At 68.7% G+C, this 12,687-nt stretch carries 12 protein-coding genes and 1 pseudogene; 6 read left to right on the top strand and 7 right to left on the bottom strand.

Annotated elements, in window-relative coordinates; all coding sequences use genetic code 11:
- Window positions 1-252: 252 nt before the first annotated feature.
- On the bottom strand, window positions 253-717 hold the full coding sequence (locus tag ABFX54_RS08785; RefSeq protein ID WP_346103028.1) for a MarR family winged helix-turn-helix transcriptional regulator: 465 nt from the start codon (window positions 715-717) through the stop codon (window positions 253-255).
- A 115-nt stretch (window positions 718-832) separates the two neighbouring features.
- Here ABFX54_RS08785 and ABFX54_RS08780 point away from each other — a divergent pair, with 115 nt between their 5' ends.
- Together ABFX54_RS08780 and ABFX54_RS08775 are read left to right on the top strand one after the other, a co-directional pair.
- Complete coding sequence (locus ABFX54_RS08780) at window positions 833-2,020, top strand: MFS transporter (protein ID WP_346103026.1); 1,188 nt, start codon at window positions 833-835, stop codon at window positions 2,018-2,020.
- Between the two features lie 34 nt (window positions 2,021-2,054).
- Window positions 2,055-3,143 (top strand): amidohydrolase family protein, encoded by a 1,089-nt coding sequence (locus tag ABFX54_RS08775; protein ID WP_346103024.1) that lies wholly within the window; start codon window positions 2,055-2,057, stop codon window positions 3,141-3,143.
- A 62-nt stretch (window positions 3,144-3,205) separates the two neighbouring features.
- Here ABFX54_RS08775 and ABFX54_RS08770 read toward each other — a convergent pair.
- The 3 genes and pseudogenes from ABFX54_RS08770 to ABFX54_RS08760 all read right to left on the bottom strand — a co-directional run.
- Window positions 3,206-3,845, bottom strand: a pseudogene (locus ABFX54_RS08770) (transposase); the annotation flags it as partial.
- 32 nt (window positions 3,846-3,877) lie between these two features.
- The gene (locus tag ABFX54_RS08765; RefSeq protein ID WP_346103022.1) at window positions 3,878-4,786 is read right to left on the bottom strand and encodes an ADP-ribosylglycohydrolase family protein; all 909 of its coding nucleotides are present in this window, start codon (window positions 4,784-4,786) and stop codon (window positions 3,878-3,880) included.
- 261 nt (window positions 4,787-5,047) lie between these two features.
- Entirely contained in the window at window positions 5,048-5,785 is a 738-nt protein-coding gene (locus ABFX54_RS08760) for a TetR/AcrR family transcriptional regulator (protein WP_346103020.1), read from the bottom strand.
- A 325-nt stretch (window positions 5,786-6,110) separates the two neighbouring features.
- Between ABFX54_RS08760 and ABFX54_RS08755 the strand changes: the two genes are divergently transcribed.
- On the top strand, window positions 6,111-7,199 hold the full coding sequence (locus ABFX54_RS08755; protein ID WP_346103018.1) for a serine hydrolase domain-containing protein: 1,089 nt from the start codon (window positions 6,111-6,113) through the stop codon (window positions 7,197-7,199).
- Window positions 7,109-7,609 (top strand): hypothetical protein, encoded by a 501-nt coding sequence (locus ABFX54_RS08750; protein ID WP_346103016.1) that lies wholly within the window; start codon window positions 7,109-7,111, stop codon window positions 7,607-7,609. The genes ABFX54_RS08755 and ABFX54_RS08750 overlap by 91 nt, the downstream gene beginning before the upstream one ends.
- 403 nt (window positions 7,610-8,012) lie before the next feature.
- Here the strand turns inward: ABFX54_RS08750 and ABFX54_RS56870 are convergent, their stop codons facing one another.
- On the bottom strand, window positions 8,013-8,414 hold the full coding sequence (locus ABFX54_RS56870; RefSeq protein WP_428834511.1) for an RICIN domain-containing protein: 402 nt from the start codon (window positions 8,412-8,414) through the stop codon (window positions 8,013-8,015).
- Between the two features lie 654 nt (window positions 8,415-9,068).
- Between ABFX54_RS56870 and ABFX54_RS08745 the strand changes: the two genes are divergently transcribed.
- On the top strand, window positions 9,069-9,602 hold the full coding sequence (locus tag ABFX54_RS08745) for an RICIN domain-containing protein (protein ID WP_346103015.1): 534 nt from the start codon (window positions 9,069-9,071) through the stop codon (window positions 9,600-9,602).
- 156 nt (window positions 9,603-9,758) lie between these two features.
- Here ABFX54_RS08745 and ABFX54_RS08740 read toward each other — a convergent pair whose 3' ends face one another.
- Entirely contained in the window at window positions 9,759-10,364 is a 606-nt protein-coding gene (locus ABFX54_RS08740; protein ID WP_346103013.1) for a TetR/AcrR family transcriptional regulator, read from the bottom strand.
- 148 nt (window positions 10,365-10,512) lie between these two features.
- On the opposite strand from ABFX54_RS08740, the gene ABFX54_RS08735 reads away from it, so the two are divergent.
- Window positions 10,513-11,484, top strand: a complete 972-nt coding sequence (locus ABFX54_RS08735; RefSeq protein ID WP_346103011.1) for an aldo/keto reductase — start codon at window positions 10,513-10,515, stop codon at window positions 11,482-11,484.
- Between the two features lie 189 nt (window positions 11,485-11,673).
- Here the strand turns inward: ABFX54_RS08735 and ABFX54_RS08730 are convergent, their stop codons facing one another.
- On the bottom strand, window positions 11,674-12,678 hold the full coding sequence (locus ABFX54_RS08730) for a LacI family DNA-binding transcriptional regulator (RefSeq protein WP_346103009.1): 1,005 nt from the start codon (window positions 12,676-12,678) through the stop codon (window positions 11,674-11,676).
- Window positions 12,679-12,687 lie beyond the last annotated feature (9 nt).

Here is a 12,687-nt window from a genome sequence, read left to right as displayed (position 1 = left end):
GCATGTCAGTGCTCGTGGCACTCTGCCAACCCGCTGTGCCGAGGCATGTGACCGACGGTGGCATGAAATCCAGGAACGCGACTCCACCGAAGTCGGGGCACACCAGATCTCTCAACCCTCGCCCAGACCACAACCGAACCAGATCAAAGCGCCCAGTGATTTTTCTGCGGCTCCTTAGGTAGCCGACTGTCCGGAATCTGCTGGGCACCCCAGCTTCACACTGTGGCGGGGCCATCGCATGGTTACTGCCTGTTACTCGGCTGACTGGCGGACCTTGGCCGCCACCGTCCGGAAGGCCCGGCCGATCGCCTCCAGTTCGGACGGGCTGAGCAGGTCGATGAAGTGCTCGCGCACGGTTCGCACGTTGTCCATGGCGGCCTTGACGAGCACCGCCCGTCCCGTCTCCGTCAGCGACGCGACCACACCCCGCTTGTCCTCGTCGTCGTTGCCTCGCTGGACGAGCCGGCGGGCCTCCAGCCGGGCGACGGTGTGCGACAACCGGCTGCGGGAGTAGTACGACAGCTCGGCGAGTTCGGCCATGCGCAGGCGGCCCTCGGGCGCCTCGGACAGCCGCACCAGGATCTCGAAGTCCGCCAGCGAGAGGTTGTGGTGGCGGCGAAGCCGACGGTCGCGCAGTTCCAGCAGCAGCGCCGACCCTTCGACGAAGGAGCGCCAGTCCCGCTGCTCGGCGTCGTCCAGCCATTCGGAATCATCCATGCGCCAAGGATAGTGGTTGATGATTTCAACTAGCGTGGGTTAGCATGTCCCCTCGTGGTTGAGATCTTCAACTACATCGTGGCGGGGACCCGCCCGCGTTGCCGAGAGGAGCCCCATGAACGCGAAGCTGTTCACGCTCGCTTCCGGTAACTTCGTGGTCGGGGTCTCAACGTTCGTCATCGCGCCCATGCTCGGCCGCATGAGCGCGGACCTGCACGCCGGCCGAGCCGTGGTCGGGCAGCTCATCGTGGTGTACGCGCTCGCCTACGCACTTGGCGGCCCCTTGCTCACCACTCTGGTCGGGCACCGGCCGCCACGGCAGGTGCTGCTCGTCGCGCTGGCCGTGTTCGGCGTCGGCAACGCCCTGACCGCGGTCGCGATGGACTTTCCCGGTGCGGCCGCCGCGCGCGTGATCGCCGGCGTAGGCGCCGGCGTCTACACCGCCAACGCACTCGCAGTCACACGTCGCCTGGTCACAGGAGATCGGCAAGGACGCGCCGTGGCAGTTGTGGTGGGTGGTCTGACGACGGCCATCGTCCTCGGCCTTCCGATCGGTGCGTGGCTGGGTAGCGCGACGAACTGGCGCGTGGTGCTCGGCCTGCTCGCACTCCTCGCCACACTGCCGATGGCCGGAACCCTGTCGCTACCGGCGCTCGACGGATCGCCCGCGGTCGCAATCAGGCAACGGGTGGCGCCGCTGCGAGATCGGCGGGTTCTCGCCACCCTGCTGGCGACATGGCTGTGCCTGACAGGAAGCTGGACGGTGTACAACTTCATCGACGAGGTGCTGCTGCCGGCCACCGGGGGCGACCCGGGCCGCCAGTTCCTGACGTTACTCGTCTTCGGAGCAGGGGCGATGGCCGGCAACCTCCTCGCCGGACGGCTGGCGGATCGGTACGGTCCGGGTCGCACAATCGCGGCGGCCGCACCCGCACTCACTGTCGCGGTCCTGGCAGTCCCGTTGGTGGCGGTCACCATGCCGCTCGTGCTGCTGAGTGTCGGTGCTTGGGCGATGCTGCATTGGATGGTCAACGTCCCGCAGCAGTTGCGCGTCGCCGCGGCGGCGCCTGATGTGGCGCCCATCGTGCTCGGCCTCCACCAGAGCGCCATCTATCTCGGCATCAGCGCAGGCGGACTCGTCGGAGCCATCGGCTACAGCCTGGCCGGCCGTCCCGGCATCGGCTACGCCGCGTTCATCACCGGGCTCCTGGCGCTGACCGCACTGTGGTGGTCGATGCGCACCCGGCCGGACAGCGGCGGGGCCGGCACGGACGATACCCAGGGCAGCCACACCCGGAGCTGACCAGCTCAGGCCCATGAAGAAAGCAGGAAAGGTTATGACTGATCGAATTGCCATCACGGGCGTGCGGGTCTTTGACGGATATCGGCTGTCCGAGCCACGTACGGTCGTCATCGCCGGCGGCGTGATCGGCGTCGACGCTGACGGTGCCGAGGTCATCGACGCTGACGGTGGTGTGCTGCTGCCCGGCCTGATCGATGCGCACATTCACCTCAGCGGCGAGGACACGCGGGAGAAACTCTGCTCGTACGGGGTCACCACAGGGCTGGACATGGCGACCTGGCCGGCGCGGCGATTGACCAGGCTGCGCGGCGTGCCGGGCGGGAGCGACGTGCGAAGCGCGGGCACCCCCGCCATCGGCCCAGGCGGCCTGCACTCGCGCATCCCGACGATGCCGGCCGACGCCATCGTCACCGGCCCGGACCAGGCAGAGCCGTTCGTCGCCGCGCGGCTGGCCGAAGGCAGCGACTACATCAAGATCGTGGCCGATCCGGGCGAAGGCGGCCCGGACCAGGAAACCGTGACGGCCCTGGCTCGCGCGGCGCACGCCCACGGCAAGCCGGTCGTGGTGCACGCCGTGTCCCAGGCCGCGGTCATCATGGCCCTCGATGCCGGTGCGGACATCATCACCCACGTCCCGCTCGGCCCACCACTGGACCTGCCGGTCGTGGCCCGGATCGCGGACGCCGGCTGCACCGTGGTTCCGACAATGACCATGATGGAAGGCATCGCGGCAACGATCGGACGGCCGGAGGGACTCGCAGGGGCCCGCCGCAGCGTGGGCCTGCTTCACCAGGCCGGAGTGCGGATCGTGGCAGGCACCGACACGAATGACACGGCCGGCGTGCCGTTCCAGCCCGAAGCCGGCACCAGCTTGCACCACGAACTCGAACTGCTGGTCGACGCCGGTGTGAGCCCCGCCGAGGCGCTACGCGCGGCCACCCGGCTCGCGGCCGAGGCGTTCGGCCTCACCGATCGCGGTGCTGTCGAGCCAGGGCTGCGCGCCGACCTGATCCTGATCGACGGTGACCCGCTTGGCGACATTCGCGCTACCCGGAACATCCATCGCATCTGGTGCGGCGGCGTCGAGCACACCCCGGTCGGGCAGAACCGCGCTCTCCGGTGACCGTGAACCGGCTCCATCCGCCGGCTCCGGAGCAATAGTCAAGACCTGTGGATCATGAATTCCTAGGCGGCTGTGGGGACGGGTGATCCTGAGGGTCGTTCGACGAGCTGGCCGTCGACGAAGGTGGCGCCGGCACGGACGAGGGCGACCGGGTGGGCGCCGTTGGCGGCGCGCCAGCGGGTCTAAGCGGATTCGATCAGCTTGAACGCCATGGCCAGGTCGGCGGCACGGGAGCCGGGTCCCTTGGTGACCTTGGTGCGGTGCCGGACTGTGGCGAAGGTGGACTCGATCGGGTTGGTGGTGCGCAGATGCCGCCAGTCCCGGCCGGATAGTCGTAGCAGGCCAGCAGCTCTTCCACGTCGCTGGTGACCCGCGCCGGGCGCAATCAAGCAGCAGGTCGGCCCGCGACTCGGCCGACTCGCGGTAGCCGTCTGCGAGGGCGACGAGTTCCTTGCGGCCGTCGGCGCGCACCCCGATCAGCACCAGCAGGCACGACTTGTGCCCCCGGAGTCGAATGTCGACGTGGATGCCATCAGCTCACAGGTAGGCGTAGTCGACGTTCGACAGGTCACGGGCGGCGAACACGCGCTGCTCGCCCTTCCACTGCTCGGTGAGCTTGGTGATGACCGGCGCCGACAGCCCGGCGCCGGTGCCGAGGAACTGGCCCAGGGCGGGCACGAAGTCACCGGTGGACAGGCCATATGGATCAGAGGCGTGAGGCTATGTCCGACTGTCTATGGGGCGGGCTCGGGGTCGAGTGACGGGGCGCCGGCCCAGTCCGGCAGGGGTTCGCAGCGTCTCCTCCACTGTGGTGGCAGGCGAATGCCCTCGGCAACGGCGACGATGCCCCCGACGATGGCGCAGGTGGTGTCGACGTCCCCTCCGGCCACCGCCGTGGTCCATATGGCCGCCTCGTAGTCGTGGCGTTCCCGGGCTGCCACCCAGAGGGTGAACGGCACCGTGTCGTGCGCGGTGACCTGTCGTCCGTTCCCGAGCACCTGGGCGGCTAGCGAGGGGTCGCTGATGGTGAGGAGTTGCCGGGCCTCGGTGATGCCGTCGTGGACCATGCTCGCGGGTACGTGTTCGCTGATTCGATCGAGGAAGTGTCCGGCGGGCAGGTCGGGTTCCGCCACGGTTACGGCTGTCGCCACCGCTACGGCTATGGCGCCGGCCACTGCCTCGGGATGGGTGTGGGTGACCTGTGCCGACAGGGCGGCCTGTCGGACGGCCTGTTGCAGGTCGTCGGCGAACCAGGCGCCAAGTGGTGCCACGCGCATCGCGGCGCCGTTGCCCCAGGAGCCCTTGCCGTCGAAAAGCTCGGCGGAGAGCGTCCGCCAGTCGCCTCCTTCGCGTACCAGCCGGAGCATCCGGTTCGTCGCCGGACCGTATCCGCGGTCGAAGTCATGACGGCTGGCGAAGTTGGTGGCGAGCTCGTCCTGGTCGATGGTGCGGTGATCCGCCAGGACGCGATAGATGGAGCACGCCATCTCGGTGTCGTCCGTCCACTGCCACGGGCCTGGCGGAAGAGAGCGAGAGGAGAAGGCGTGACGATTGGCCGGAACAAAGAGTTGGGAACCGAAGGCGTCGCCGAGAGCCAGGCCATGGAGTGAGGCTGTGGCTCGTGCAAGGAGGTGAGCTGACATCGCTCTCATTGTGAAGTACGTCGGCTGTTCGCGGACACCGTGCCCACAACGCCCACAACGCCCACAACGCCCACAACGCGACCCCGCCCACAACGCCCACCACGCACGACGCCGCCGAGCGCCGGGTGACCGAGCTCTACACCAAGCCCGCCGAGCTACTCGGCAACGACCGGCCGAGACGCCCCCCACAGGCTCCCGTCCGGTGGAGTCCGGACTCCGGCCCTGCGCGTACGGCTGCCGTCCGCCGCCCTCCCCCCGTTCTCACCGGGCAGAGGTGCGGCCGAGCCTGCTCTCCAGGCCGTCCAGGATGCGCTCGACGCCGTAGACGAAGGAATCCGCGCGAAGCTGCTCCGGGTCCTTGGTCTGCACCGTGGCACGCCCGTCGCGCAGGAGCGGATACTCCTGCAGAGCCTCTTCGGTGGCCGGTCGCAGGCTCTCCAGCCAGTCCTGCTCGTTCTGGCCGCTGCGGGCGAGCACCGACAGGTAGGCGGCCTCGCTGGTGGTCATCCCGATGACGTAGGCGATGAGCAGTTTCATGGCCTGATCGGCCTCGTCAGCGGCGAAGCCCGCCGCTCTGAACAGGGCGAGCATACGCTCCGACTGCCGCATCAGGTTGGGCCCGAGATAGGCGAGCCCGACCTGGCCGAGCACGGAGACGACCCAGGGATGACGCAGCACCATCGAGCGCAGGCTGTGGGCGGAGTCGGTGACGGCAGCCCGCCAGTGTGCGAGGTCGGCGGCGGGCACCCGAACCTCGCCGTAGATCTCGTCCACAACCAGCTCGATCAGCTCGTCCTTGTTGGCCACGTGCCGATAGAGGGATGTGGCTCCCGCGCCGAGCCGGGCGCCGAGGCTGCGCATGCTCAGGGCGTCGATGCCCTCGGCGTCCAGGAGCTGGATGGCCTCGGAGACGATCCGGTCGCGACTCAGCGACGGCTGCTCCCGTTGGGGACGCGGGCGGGCCCACACCGAGGGGATGGGCTGCTTCTCGGCCGGCATTCAGTCCTCCTCCTTGCTGAACGCCCATCGTAGCGTACGGCGTTCGCAAGATGCGTACAGCGATCTCACCTGTCAGGTGCCCATGGACCCGCGGTGATGGGGTGGCGCGAGCTGTGCTGGTGCGCGGCCGTACGGCCGCCCCGCCCCACTGCGTCCTTGGGTCGCCAAGTCGCACGACAGCCCGGTCATGTGTGGCGGAACCTAACGAACGGCTGGACCGCCGGGTCTGCTCGCCGCTTCCGCCCAGGAGGCCGTGCGCGGTTGCGAACGTCGTTCCAATGTGCGTACAGTGTGCGCATCAAGAGAACGGTGTACAGGAGTGAGTATGGCTACGAACGTGCAGTGGACCGAGCAGGGCGATTGGATCGCCGGCGGTGACTGGGGGAGTGCTGGCTCGCAGGGACAGACCTTCGATCTGGACCGCTGGCAGGCGCGCTTCGACGAGCTGCGCCGGCGGCACCACGTGCCGGGCGCGTCCCTGGCGGTGCTGGTCAACGGGCAGGTGCACGAGCTGGCGAGCGGCGTCCTGCACCGCGGCACCGGTGTGCCGGTGACGACCGACGCGGTGTTCCTGTCCGGCTCGATCGCCAAGGTCTACACGGCCACCCTGGTGATGCGGCTGATCGACGAAGGTCGGCTGACGCTGGACACCCGGGTGGCCGACGTCCTGCCCGAGTTCGCCACCCCAGACCCCGAGGCCACCCGGACGATCACCGTACGCCGGCTCCTGTCCCACACCGGCGGCGTCACCAACGACTTCAACTACGACGGCGGGCGCGGCGACGACTGCCTGGCCCGCTACGTCGAGGCCGCCCGGGACGTGCCGCTGGACTGCTCGCCCGGCACCGCGATCTCCTACGGGGGGCTCGGCTACATCGTGCTGGGCCGCCTCATCGAGGTCCTCACCGGCCGCACCTGGGACCAGGCCCTCAAGGACCTGCTGTTCACCCCGCTCGGCATGGAGCGATCGATGACGCTGCCGGAGGAGGCGCTGCGCTTCCCGGCCGCGATGAGCCACCTGGGCGACCCAGGCGCCGACCCGGAACCGGCCCCCGCCTGGGACCTCATGCCGCGCTCTGCCGGCCCCGCGGCCCGCATCATCACCTCCGCCGGCGACATGGCCCGCCTGGCCGCCATGCACCTGGCCGGCGGCGGCCCGGTGCTGTCGGCCGGGGCCGGCGCCCCCCTGCCGCGCCCCCCGGCCCGGTGCTGTCGGCCGCGGCGGTCGCCGCCATGCAGCGCCGCGAGACCGACGTGCCCGACAAGTGGACGGTCTCCGCCGACGGCTGGGGCCTCGGCTGGACCCTGTACGACTGGAACGGCGTGTCCGGCTTCGGCCATGACGGCGCCGCCATCGGCCAGTACGCCTACCTGCGCGTCGTCCCGCACGCCGGCCTCGCCCTGGTCCTGCTGACCAACGGCGGCAGCGCCCGGCTCCTGTACGCCGACCTGTTCCGCGACCTGCTCGCCGAGCTCGCCGGCGTCAGCATGCCCGCCCCCTTCGGCCCGCCCGCCGAACCGCCGGCCGTGGACGTCACCCCGCTGATCGGCGTCTACCGGCGTGCCGGCGTCGTCATCACCGTCAGCCAGGACAGCCCAGACGGCGGTGGCGGCCTGCGCATGCGTTACGAGTTCGTGGACGGCATGAAGGACATGTCCCCGCCCCTGGACATGGAGCTGCTCCCGGTGACCGACACCGTCTTCGCGGCCACGGGGGCGGGCCCGTCCTTCAGCGAGGACTACATGCCCGTCGTCTTCTCCACCCTGGCCGACGGCACGGCCTGCGCGTACGTCGGCATGCGCGCCACCCCCAAGATCGCCTGAGCTGATGACCCGCTCGCGGATCGCGTTCATCCTCGGCGTCCGCGGCAGCCTGTTGATGTAGTTTCCTGGGATCACTTCGCTGGTGTGCCGCTCGAATATTGAGTGACGTGGGTGGTCGGCGCACTTCTCGCGGGCGTCGATGCGGTCCAGCAGCCACGTGCCGGGGGCCCTGTCATGACGGTGCTGGACGCACCGCCGCGGTCGCGTCGGCCGGGCGCGGCAGTGCGATGTCGCATCGGGCTACCGCGAACACGATCATGAGACGGTCGGGGAGGGTCTGGCGTGGCTGCCTGGGCCTCGAATCCGGTGACCTCCCGCCGTTGGAAGCCGACACGCTCATACAGCCGGTTGGCAGCCTGGCGCGGCGCCTAAACCCCCGGATCAGAAGGACTGAAACGCCCCCTTATGCCTCTTCGAAGCGCCAGACTTGGTTGTTGCCCTTGCGTTTCCACAACAGGAATGCTGTGTCGTCGTCGCGAGAAGCGTCTTCTGCGTCGACATGCAGATCGACGTCGTGTTCGACCTGCAAACGGGCCCCTTGTCCGTCGGACGAGATATGCCACCGGAAGGGCTCCTCCTCAGTGCGAAGTGCGCCTCCTCGATCGGTGAGTTCGGGGTAAAGGTAGCGGCCAGACTCGATGTTCCGAAGCCACCACTTCTGGCCGGGGCCATCCCGATTCACCTCCCACTTCTGATTATCGCCACCATTGGGTCCCCGCGCTCTGACCCAATGGTTTCCTTGGTTCTCATCCAGGCATGTGCCGGTGTTCGCGTTCCAGCACGTAGATCGACCCTTCTCGCACATGGATGCCCTTTCCGTCGAGGCGAGACAGCCAAGCGGAATCGGCCGCGAACCCACCGTGTCGCAGGCATGTTGATCAAGCTAGGGTCTGGCCGCCATCACTGATGCCGCAGGGGTTCGCCGCCGGCCTGGGTGCGCTGCCAGGCTCGTGGCCATGACGTACAAGGATCATGGCGATGCGGGCGGTTGGGTTTCTCGGAGCGTGCGCGGCGGCATGCGCCACACGGGCGGTATGTGGCACCTGGGTGATTGGTAGCGCGTCTTTCAGCATGCGGAAGGGTCCGAACGCGCCGGCGTTCGATGAAGGAAGTCAAAACCGGGACCAAGGCGCCGACCTGCCTCTTTCATGACGGCGGCCCGTTTGTCAGCTGACTCGCTGATATTCGTTGATCAGCCCGCCGAGGACGTGGCGGCGCTTGATCCGGCCCGTCGGGCGCGGCGGGATCGTCAGCACGTGAATGCATGTCGCGGCGCCGGACCAAGCCGAGCACGTTTCAGGACTTGGCGGATCGTCGCACCCCCGACTCGGTGGGCCTGGCCCTGGCGTTGCTCGCCAAGAACCCGGGATCCCGGAATGGGCCCGGAAATGAGTAGGCCCGACTCATGCGGAATCCGCTCGTCACACCGACTCTTGATCACAGGAAAGGAAGTGTCACCATGTTCTCTGCAACGTCCTTCGCAACAGTCCGCCGCGCCTTCGTCGTCGCCTTGATCGCGGCGGCCGGCCTCGCCCTCACCGGAACCGGGGTCGCCCACGCCGGACCCGCCTACTACAAGTTCGTCGTCGAGCACAGCGGCAAGTGCCTCGACGTCTTGCACGGGAGCAAGCTGCACGCCACCCCGACGCACCAGTGGCAGTGCCTGGATCGAGTGCTCAGCCAGCGGTGGGAAGCCCGTAAGTTCGACGACGGAGCGTACGTGTTCGTCGCCAGGCACAGCGGCAAGTGCCTGGATGTCGCCTTCGCGAGCACCGCGGGCGCGGCGGCCGTGGTCCAGGCGACCTGCAGCTTCAAAGCCAACCAGCGGTGGCGGCTCAAGAAGAACGCCGACGGCACCTACCGGGTCATCGCCAAGCACAGCGGTTTGTGCCTGGACGTGACCAATGTGGACCAGGCCAACGGTGCCAGGGTGGTCCAGGCCCGTTGCTGGGGCGGCGAGAACCAGAGCTGGCACATCAACAGGGTCGCCTAGACGGCTTCGAAACCGGGGTCCCCGCGTCGCTTCGGCGCGGGGACCGTCCGCCTGCGTTCATCGCCTGGGTGGCCCGGCTCGTGCTCGAGTGCGCGGTGGTGCCGAGCACATGGACGCGCCTGGTGGCGTGCTCGATGGCGGCCAGGGTGGCGGCCGCTACGCGGGCCAGCCGAGCAACGCCGTGTCGACGATCTCATCGAGCTCGGCAGGAGTGAGGCCGTTGGCGGCCTGCACGGCGATGCCGAAACCCATCGTCATGATGAACCGGGCAAGACGCCGGGGGTCGGTGTCGCGCGGAAGATCACCCTCGTCGACGGCGCGCCGGAAGCGCTCCTCGAGACGGCCCCCCGCGTCGTTGCGCCAGTCGACAAGCAGGTCGTGGATGGCCCGGCTCTCGTCGCTCGACGCCAGCGCACCCTGCACGGTCAGGCATCCGGAGGGGCCGTCGGGAGGGGTCGTGGTGCAGACCGCTCCGCGGAGGAACGCCAAGGCCACAGCCCGTGCGGTGGGCTCCTCCAGGGCGCGCGTGGCGTAGGCGGCCGGCCCCGCGCCATAGCGCTGGAGGGCCTTGCGGAACAACTGCTCCTTGTTGCCGAAGGCCGCATACATGCTCGTCTTGGTGATCCCCATGGCGCCGGTCAGTTCAGCGAGGCTTGCACCTTCGTAGCCTCGCGCCCAGAACACCCGCATCGCGCGTTCCAGCGCCTGGTCGATGTCGAATCCTCGAGGCCGGCCCATGACGGCCTTACGGGAGTCACTCATGCCACAAGTGTACCCGTCGGTACAGATCTACGCTGACCAGCGGTTTCGTCCTTCACGTGGCTGAAGCGCAGTTCGGTACCGATCGGTCTTGATATGCTAGATTTCTGCACCGAACGGTACTTAACTACTGGGAAGGGAAGTCCGCGCCATGAAAACCATTTCGCTCGGCAGCCTCGAGGTCTCGCGCATCGGTCTCGGAGCCATGGGAATGTCGGCGTTCTACGCCGGCGCCGGCCAGTTCGACGACGAGTCGATCCGCACGATCCACCGCGCTCTGGACCTCGGGGTCACCCATATCGACACCGCTGAGATGTACGGCCCCTTCATCAACGAGGAGCTGGTCGGCCGGGCCGTGCGGGGGCACCGGGACGAGGTCGTGCTGGCGACCAAGTTCGGACTGATCTCCCACACCGGTGGCTCGGCACCGGACAGCACCCCGGCCAACATCCGCCTGGCCGTGGAGGGATCACTGAAGCGCCTGGGTACCGACTACATCGACCTCTACTACCAGCACCGGGTGGACCCCGGCACACCCATCGAAGAGACCGTCGGCGCGCTGGCCGAACTGGTGGCCGAAGGCAAGATCCGCCACATCGGCCTGTCGGAGGCCGGCCCCGCCACGATCCGCCGAGCTCACGCCGTGCATCCGGTCACCGCGGTCCAGTCCGAATACTCGCTGTGGACCCGCGACCCGGAGGCCGAGATCCTGCCCGTCCTGCGCGAACTGGGTATCGGCTTCGTGCCCTACTCCCCGCTCGGTCGCGGCTTCCTGACCGGCGACATCCGCTCCCTGGACGATCTCGGCGCCGACGACTGGCGCCGCACCAACCACCGCTTCACCGGCGGCAACCTGGAACGCAACCTGCGAATCGTCGACGAGGTCCGGGCCGTAGCCGCCGAGATCGACACCACGCCCGCACAGGTCGCCTTGGCCTGGCTGCTCGCCCAGGGGGACGACATCGCGCCCATCCCCGGCACCAAGCGAGTCGCCCGGCTGGAGGAGAACGCCGCCGCGGACCACATCGAGCTCACTGCCGGCCACGTCGCCCGCCTGAACGACCTGCCCCAGGCCTCCGGCGAGCGCTACGACGCGGACAACATGGCCGCTATCGACCGCTGATCGAAGACGTACCATCACGCACACCGGGGCGCGCTTGGTTCAGGCTCCTGAGCTGGTCGTTCTGTCCGCGTTCGGAACTCGTCGAGGCAAGGGAACGGGCTGGGGGACCGAGGGGAATCGAGGGGGAGACCGTCGGTCCGTGAGGGGTCTCGCCAAGACAGGGCGGCCGCGCATGCGATCACGCGACCGCTAGTCGTGGATCCGGGTCAGAGCGGTCGCTGAGTCACGGATCACCAGCTCCGGTTCGGGGTCGGTGATGACGCCGCCCGCGCTCGGCCGCCCCGCGATCAGGTCGTAAAGCGCCTCGACGCCGGCCCGGCCGAGTTCGTACATGGGCATCCGGACCGCGGTGACGGCCGGGCGCAGGTGTCGCATCAGGTCGACGTCGTGGATCCCGACCACCGACAGCTGGTCGGGGATGGTGATGCCGAGGTCGTGCGCGGCGGCCAGGACCCCGACCGCGCTCATGATGTTGTTGACGACGATGGCGGTCGGCGCGGTCGCCGCCTGCATGGCCTGGCGGAGCCCGTCGGCGCCGGCCTGCTCGCCGAACCCGGTGGCCAGGTGCGGGGCCGGTGTCAGGCCGGCGGCGTCCATCGCCTGCTGGTAGCCCAGATAGCGCTGCTGGGAAAGGTATCCCGAGCCCCCGACGAAGACGATGCGGCGATGGCTGAGGTTGAGCAGGAACCGTGTCGCGATCTCGCCCGCGCGGCGATCGTCCACGTCGATCCATGGATGCTCCAGTGCGTGTTCCAGGATGAGGATCGGCTTGGGGTGGTCGCGGAGCTCGGCCATCACGTCGTCGTCCAGCAGCCCTTCGCCGCGGATCAGGATGCCGTCGACCGTGCCCTGGCTGAGCAGCCGGGTCAGGAACTGGCTGCCGGAGCGCATCGTCTCGGCATCGCCCAGCAGGACGGTCGCGCCGTGCCCCGCCGCCGCCTCGTAGACCCCATGCCGCAGCGGTGCGTAGACCGGGTTGTCGAGCTTGTTGAGGATCATCGCGATCATGTCGGTCTGGTTGAGCCGCAGCGAGCGCGCCGTCTGGTTCGGCTGGTAGTTCAATTGCTGCATCGCCTGGAGCACCCGGGTGCGGGTGGATTCCTTCATCCGGGTGTGGCTCGTGCCGTTGACCACCGCCGACACCACAGCGAGTGACACCCCGGCCGCCCGTGCGACGTCACGTTGCGTTGCCATGGTGCAAGC

The organism is Nonomuraea maheshkhaliensis, from assembly GCF_039529435.1.
GTDB classification, from domain to species: domain Bacteria; phylum Actinomycetota; class Actinomycetes; order Streptosporangiales; family Streptosporangiaceae; genus Nonomuraea; species Nonomuraea maheshkhaliensis.
Note: the sequence above shows the minus strand (reverse complement) of the source record. Positions and strands in the feature narration are given on the sequence as shown.

Coding starts and splice junctions, on each gene's coding strand:
- ABFX54_RS08785 (WP_346103028.1), bottom strand. CDS start 717: ATGGATGATTCCGAATGGCTGGACGACGCCGAGCAGCGGGACTGGCGC.
- ABFX54_RS08780 (WP_346103026.1), top strand. CDS start 833: ATGAACGCGAAGCTGTTCACGCTCGCTTCCGGTAACTTCGTGGTCGGG.
- ABFX54_RS08775 (WP_346103024.1), top strand. CDS start 2,055: ATGACTGATCGAATTGCCATCACGGGCGTGCGGGTCTTTGACGGATAT.
- ABFX54_RS08765 (WP_346103022.1), bottom strand. CDS start 4,786: ATGTCAGCTCACCTCCTTGCACGAGCCACAGCCTCACTCCATGGCCTG.
- ABFX54_RS08760 (WP_346103020.1), bottom strand. CDS start 5,785: ATGCCGGCCGAGAAGCAGCCCATCCCCTCGGTGTGGGCCCGCCCGCGT.
- ABFX54_RS08755 (WP_346103018.1), top strand. CDS start 6,111: ATGGCTACGAACGTGCAGTGGACCGAGCAGGGCGATTGGATCGCCGGC.
- ABFX54_RS56870 (WP_428834511.1), bottom strand. CDS start 8,414: ATGTGCGAGAAGGGTCGATCTACGTGCTGGAACGCGAACACCGGCACA.
- ABFX54_RS08745 (WP_346103015.1), top strand. CDS start 9,069: ATGTTCTCTGCAACGTCCTTCGCAACAGTCCGCCGCGCCTTCGTCGTC.
- ABFX54_RS08740 (WP_346103013.1), bottom strand. CDS start 10,364: ATGAGTGACTCCCGTAAGGCCGTCATGGGCCGGCCTCGAGGATTCGAC.
- ABFX54_RS08735 (WP_346103011.1), top strand. CDS start 10,513: ATGAAAACCATTTCGCTCGGCAGCCTCGAGGTCTCGCGCATCGGTCTC.
- ABFX54_RS08730 (WP_346103009.1), bottom strand. CDS start 12,678: ATGGCAACGCAACGTGACGTCGCACGGGCGGCCGGGGTGTCACTCGCT.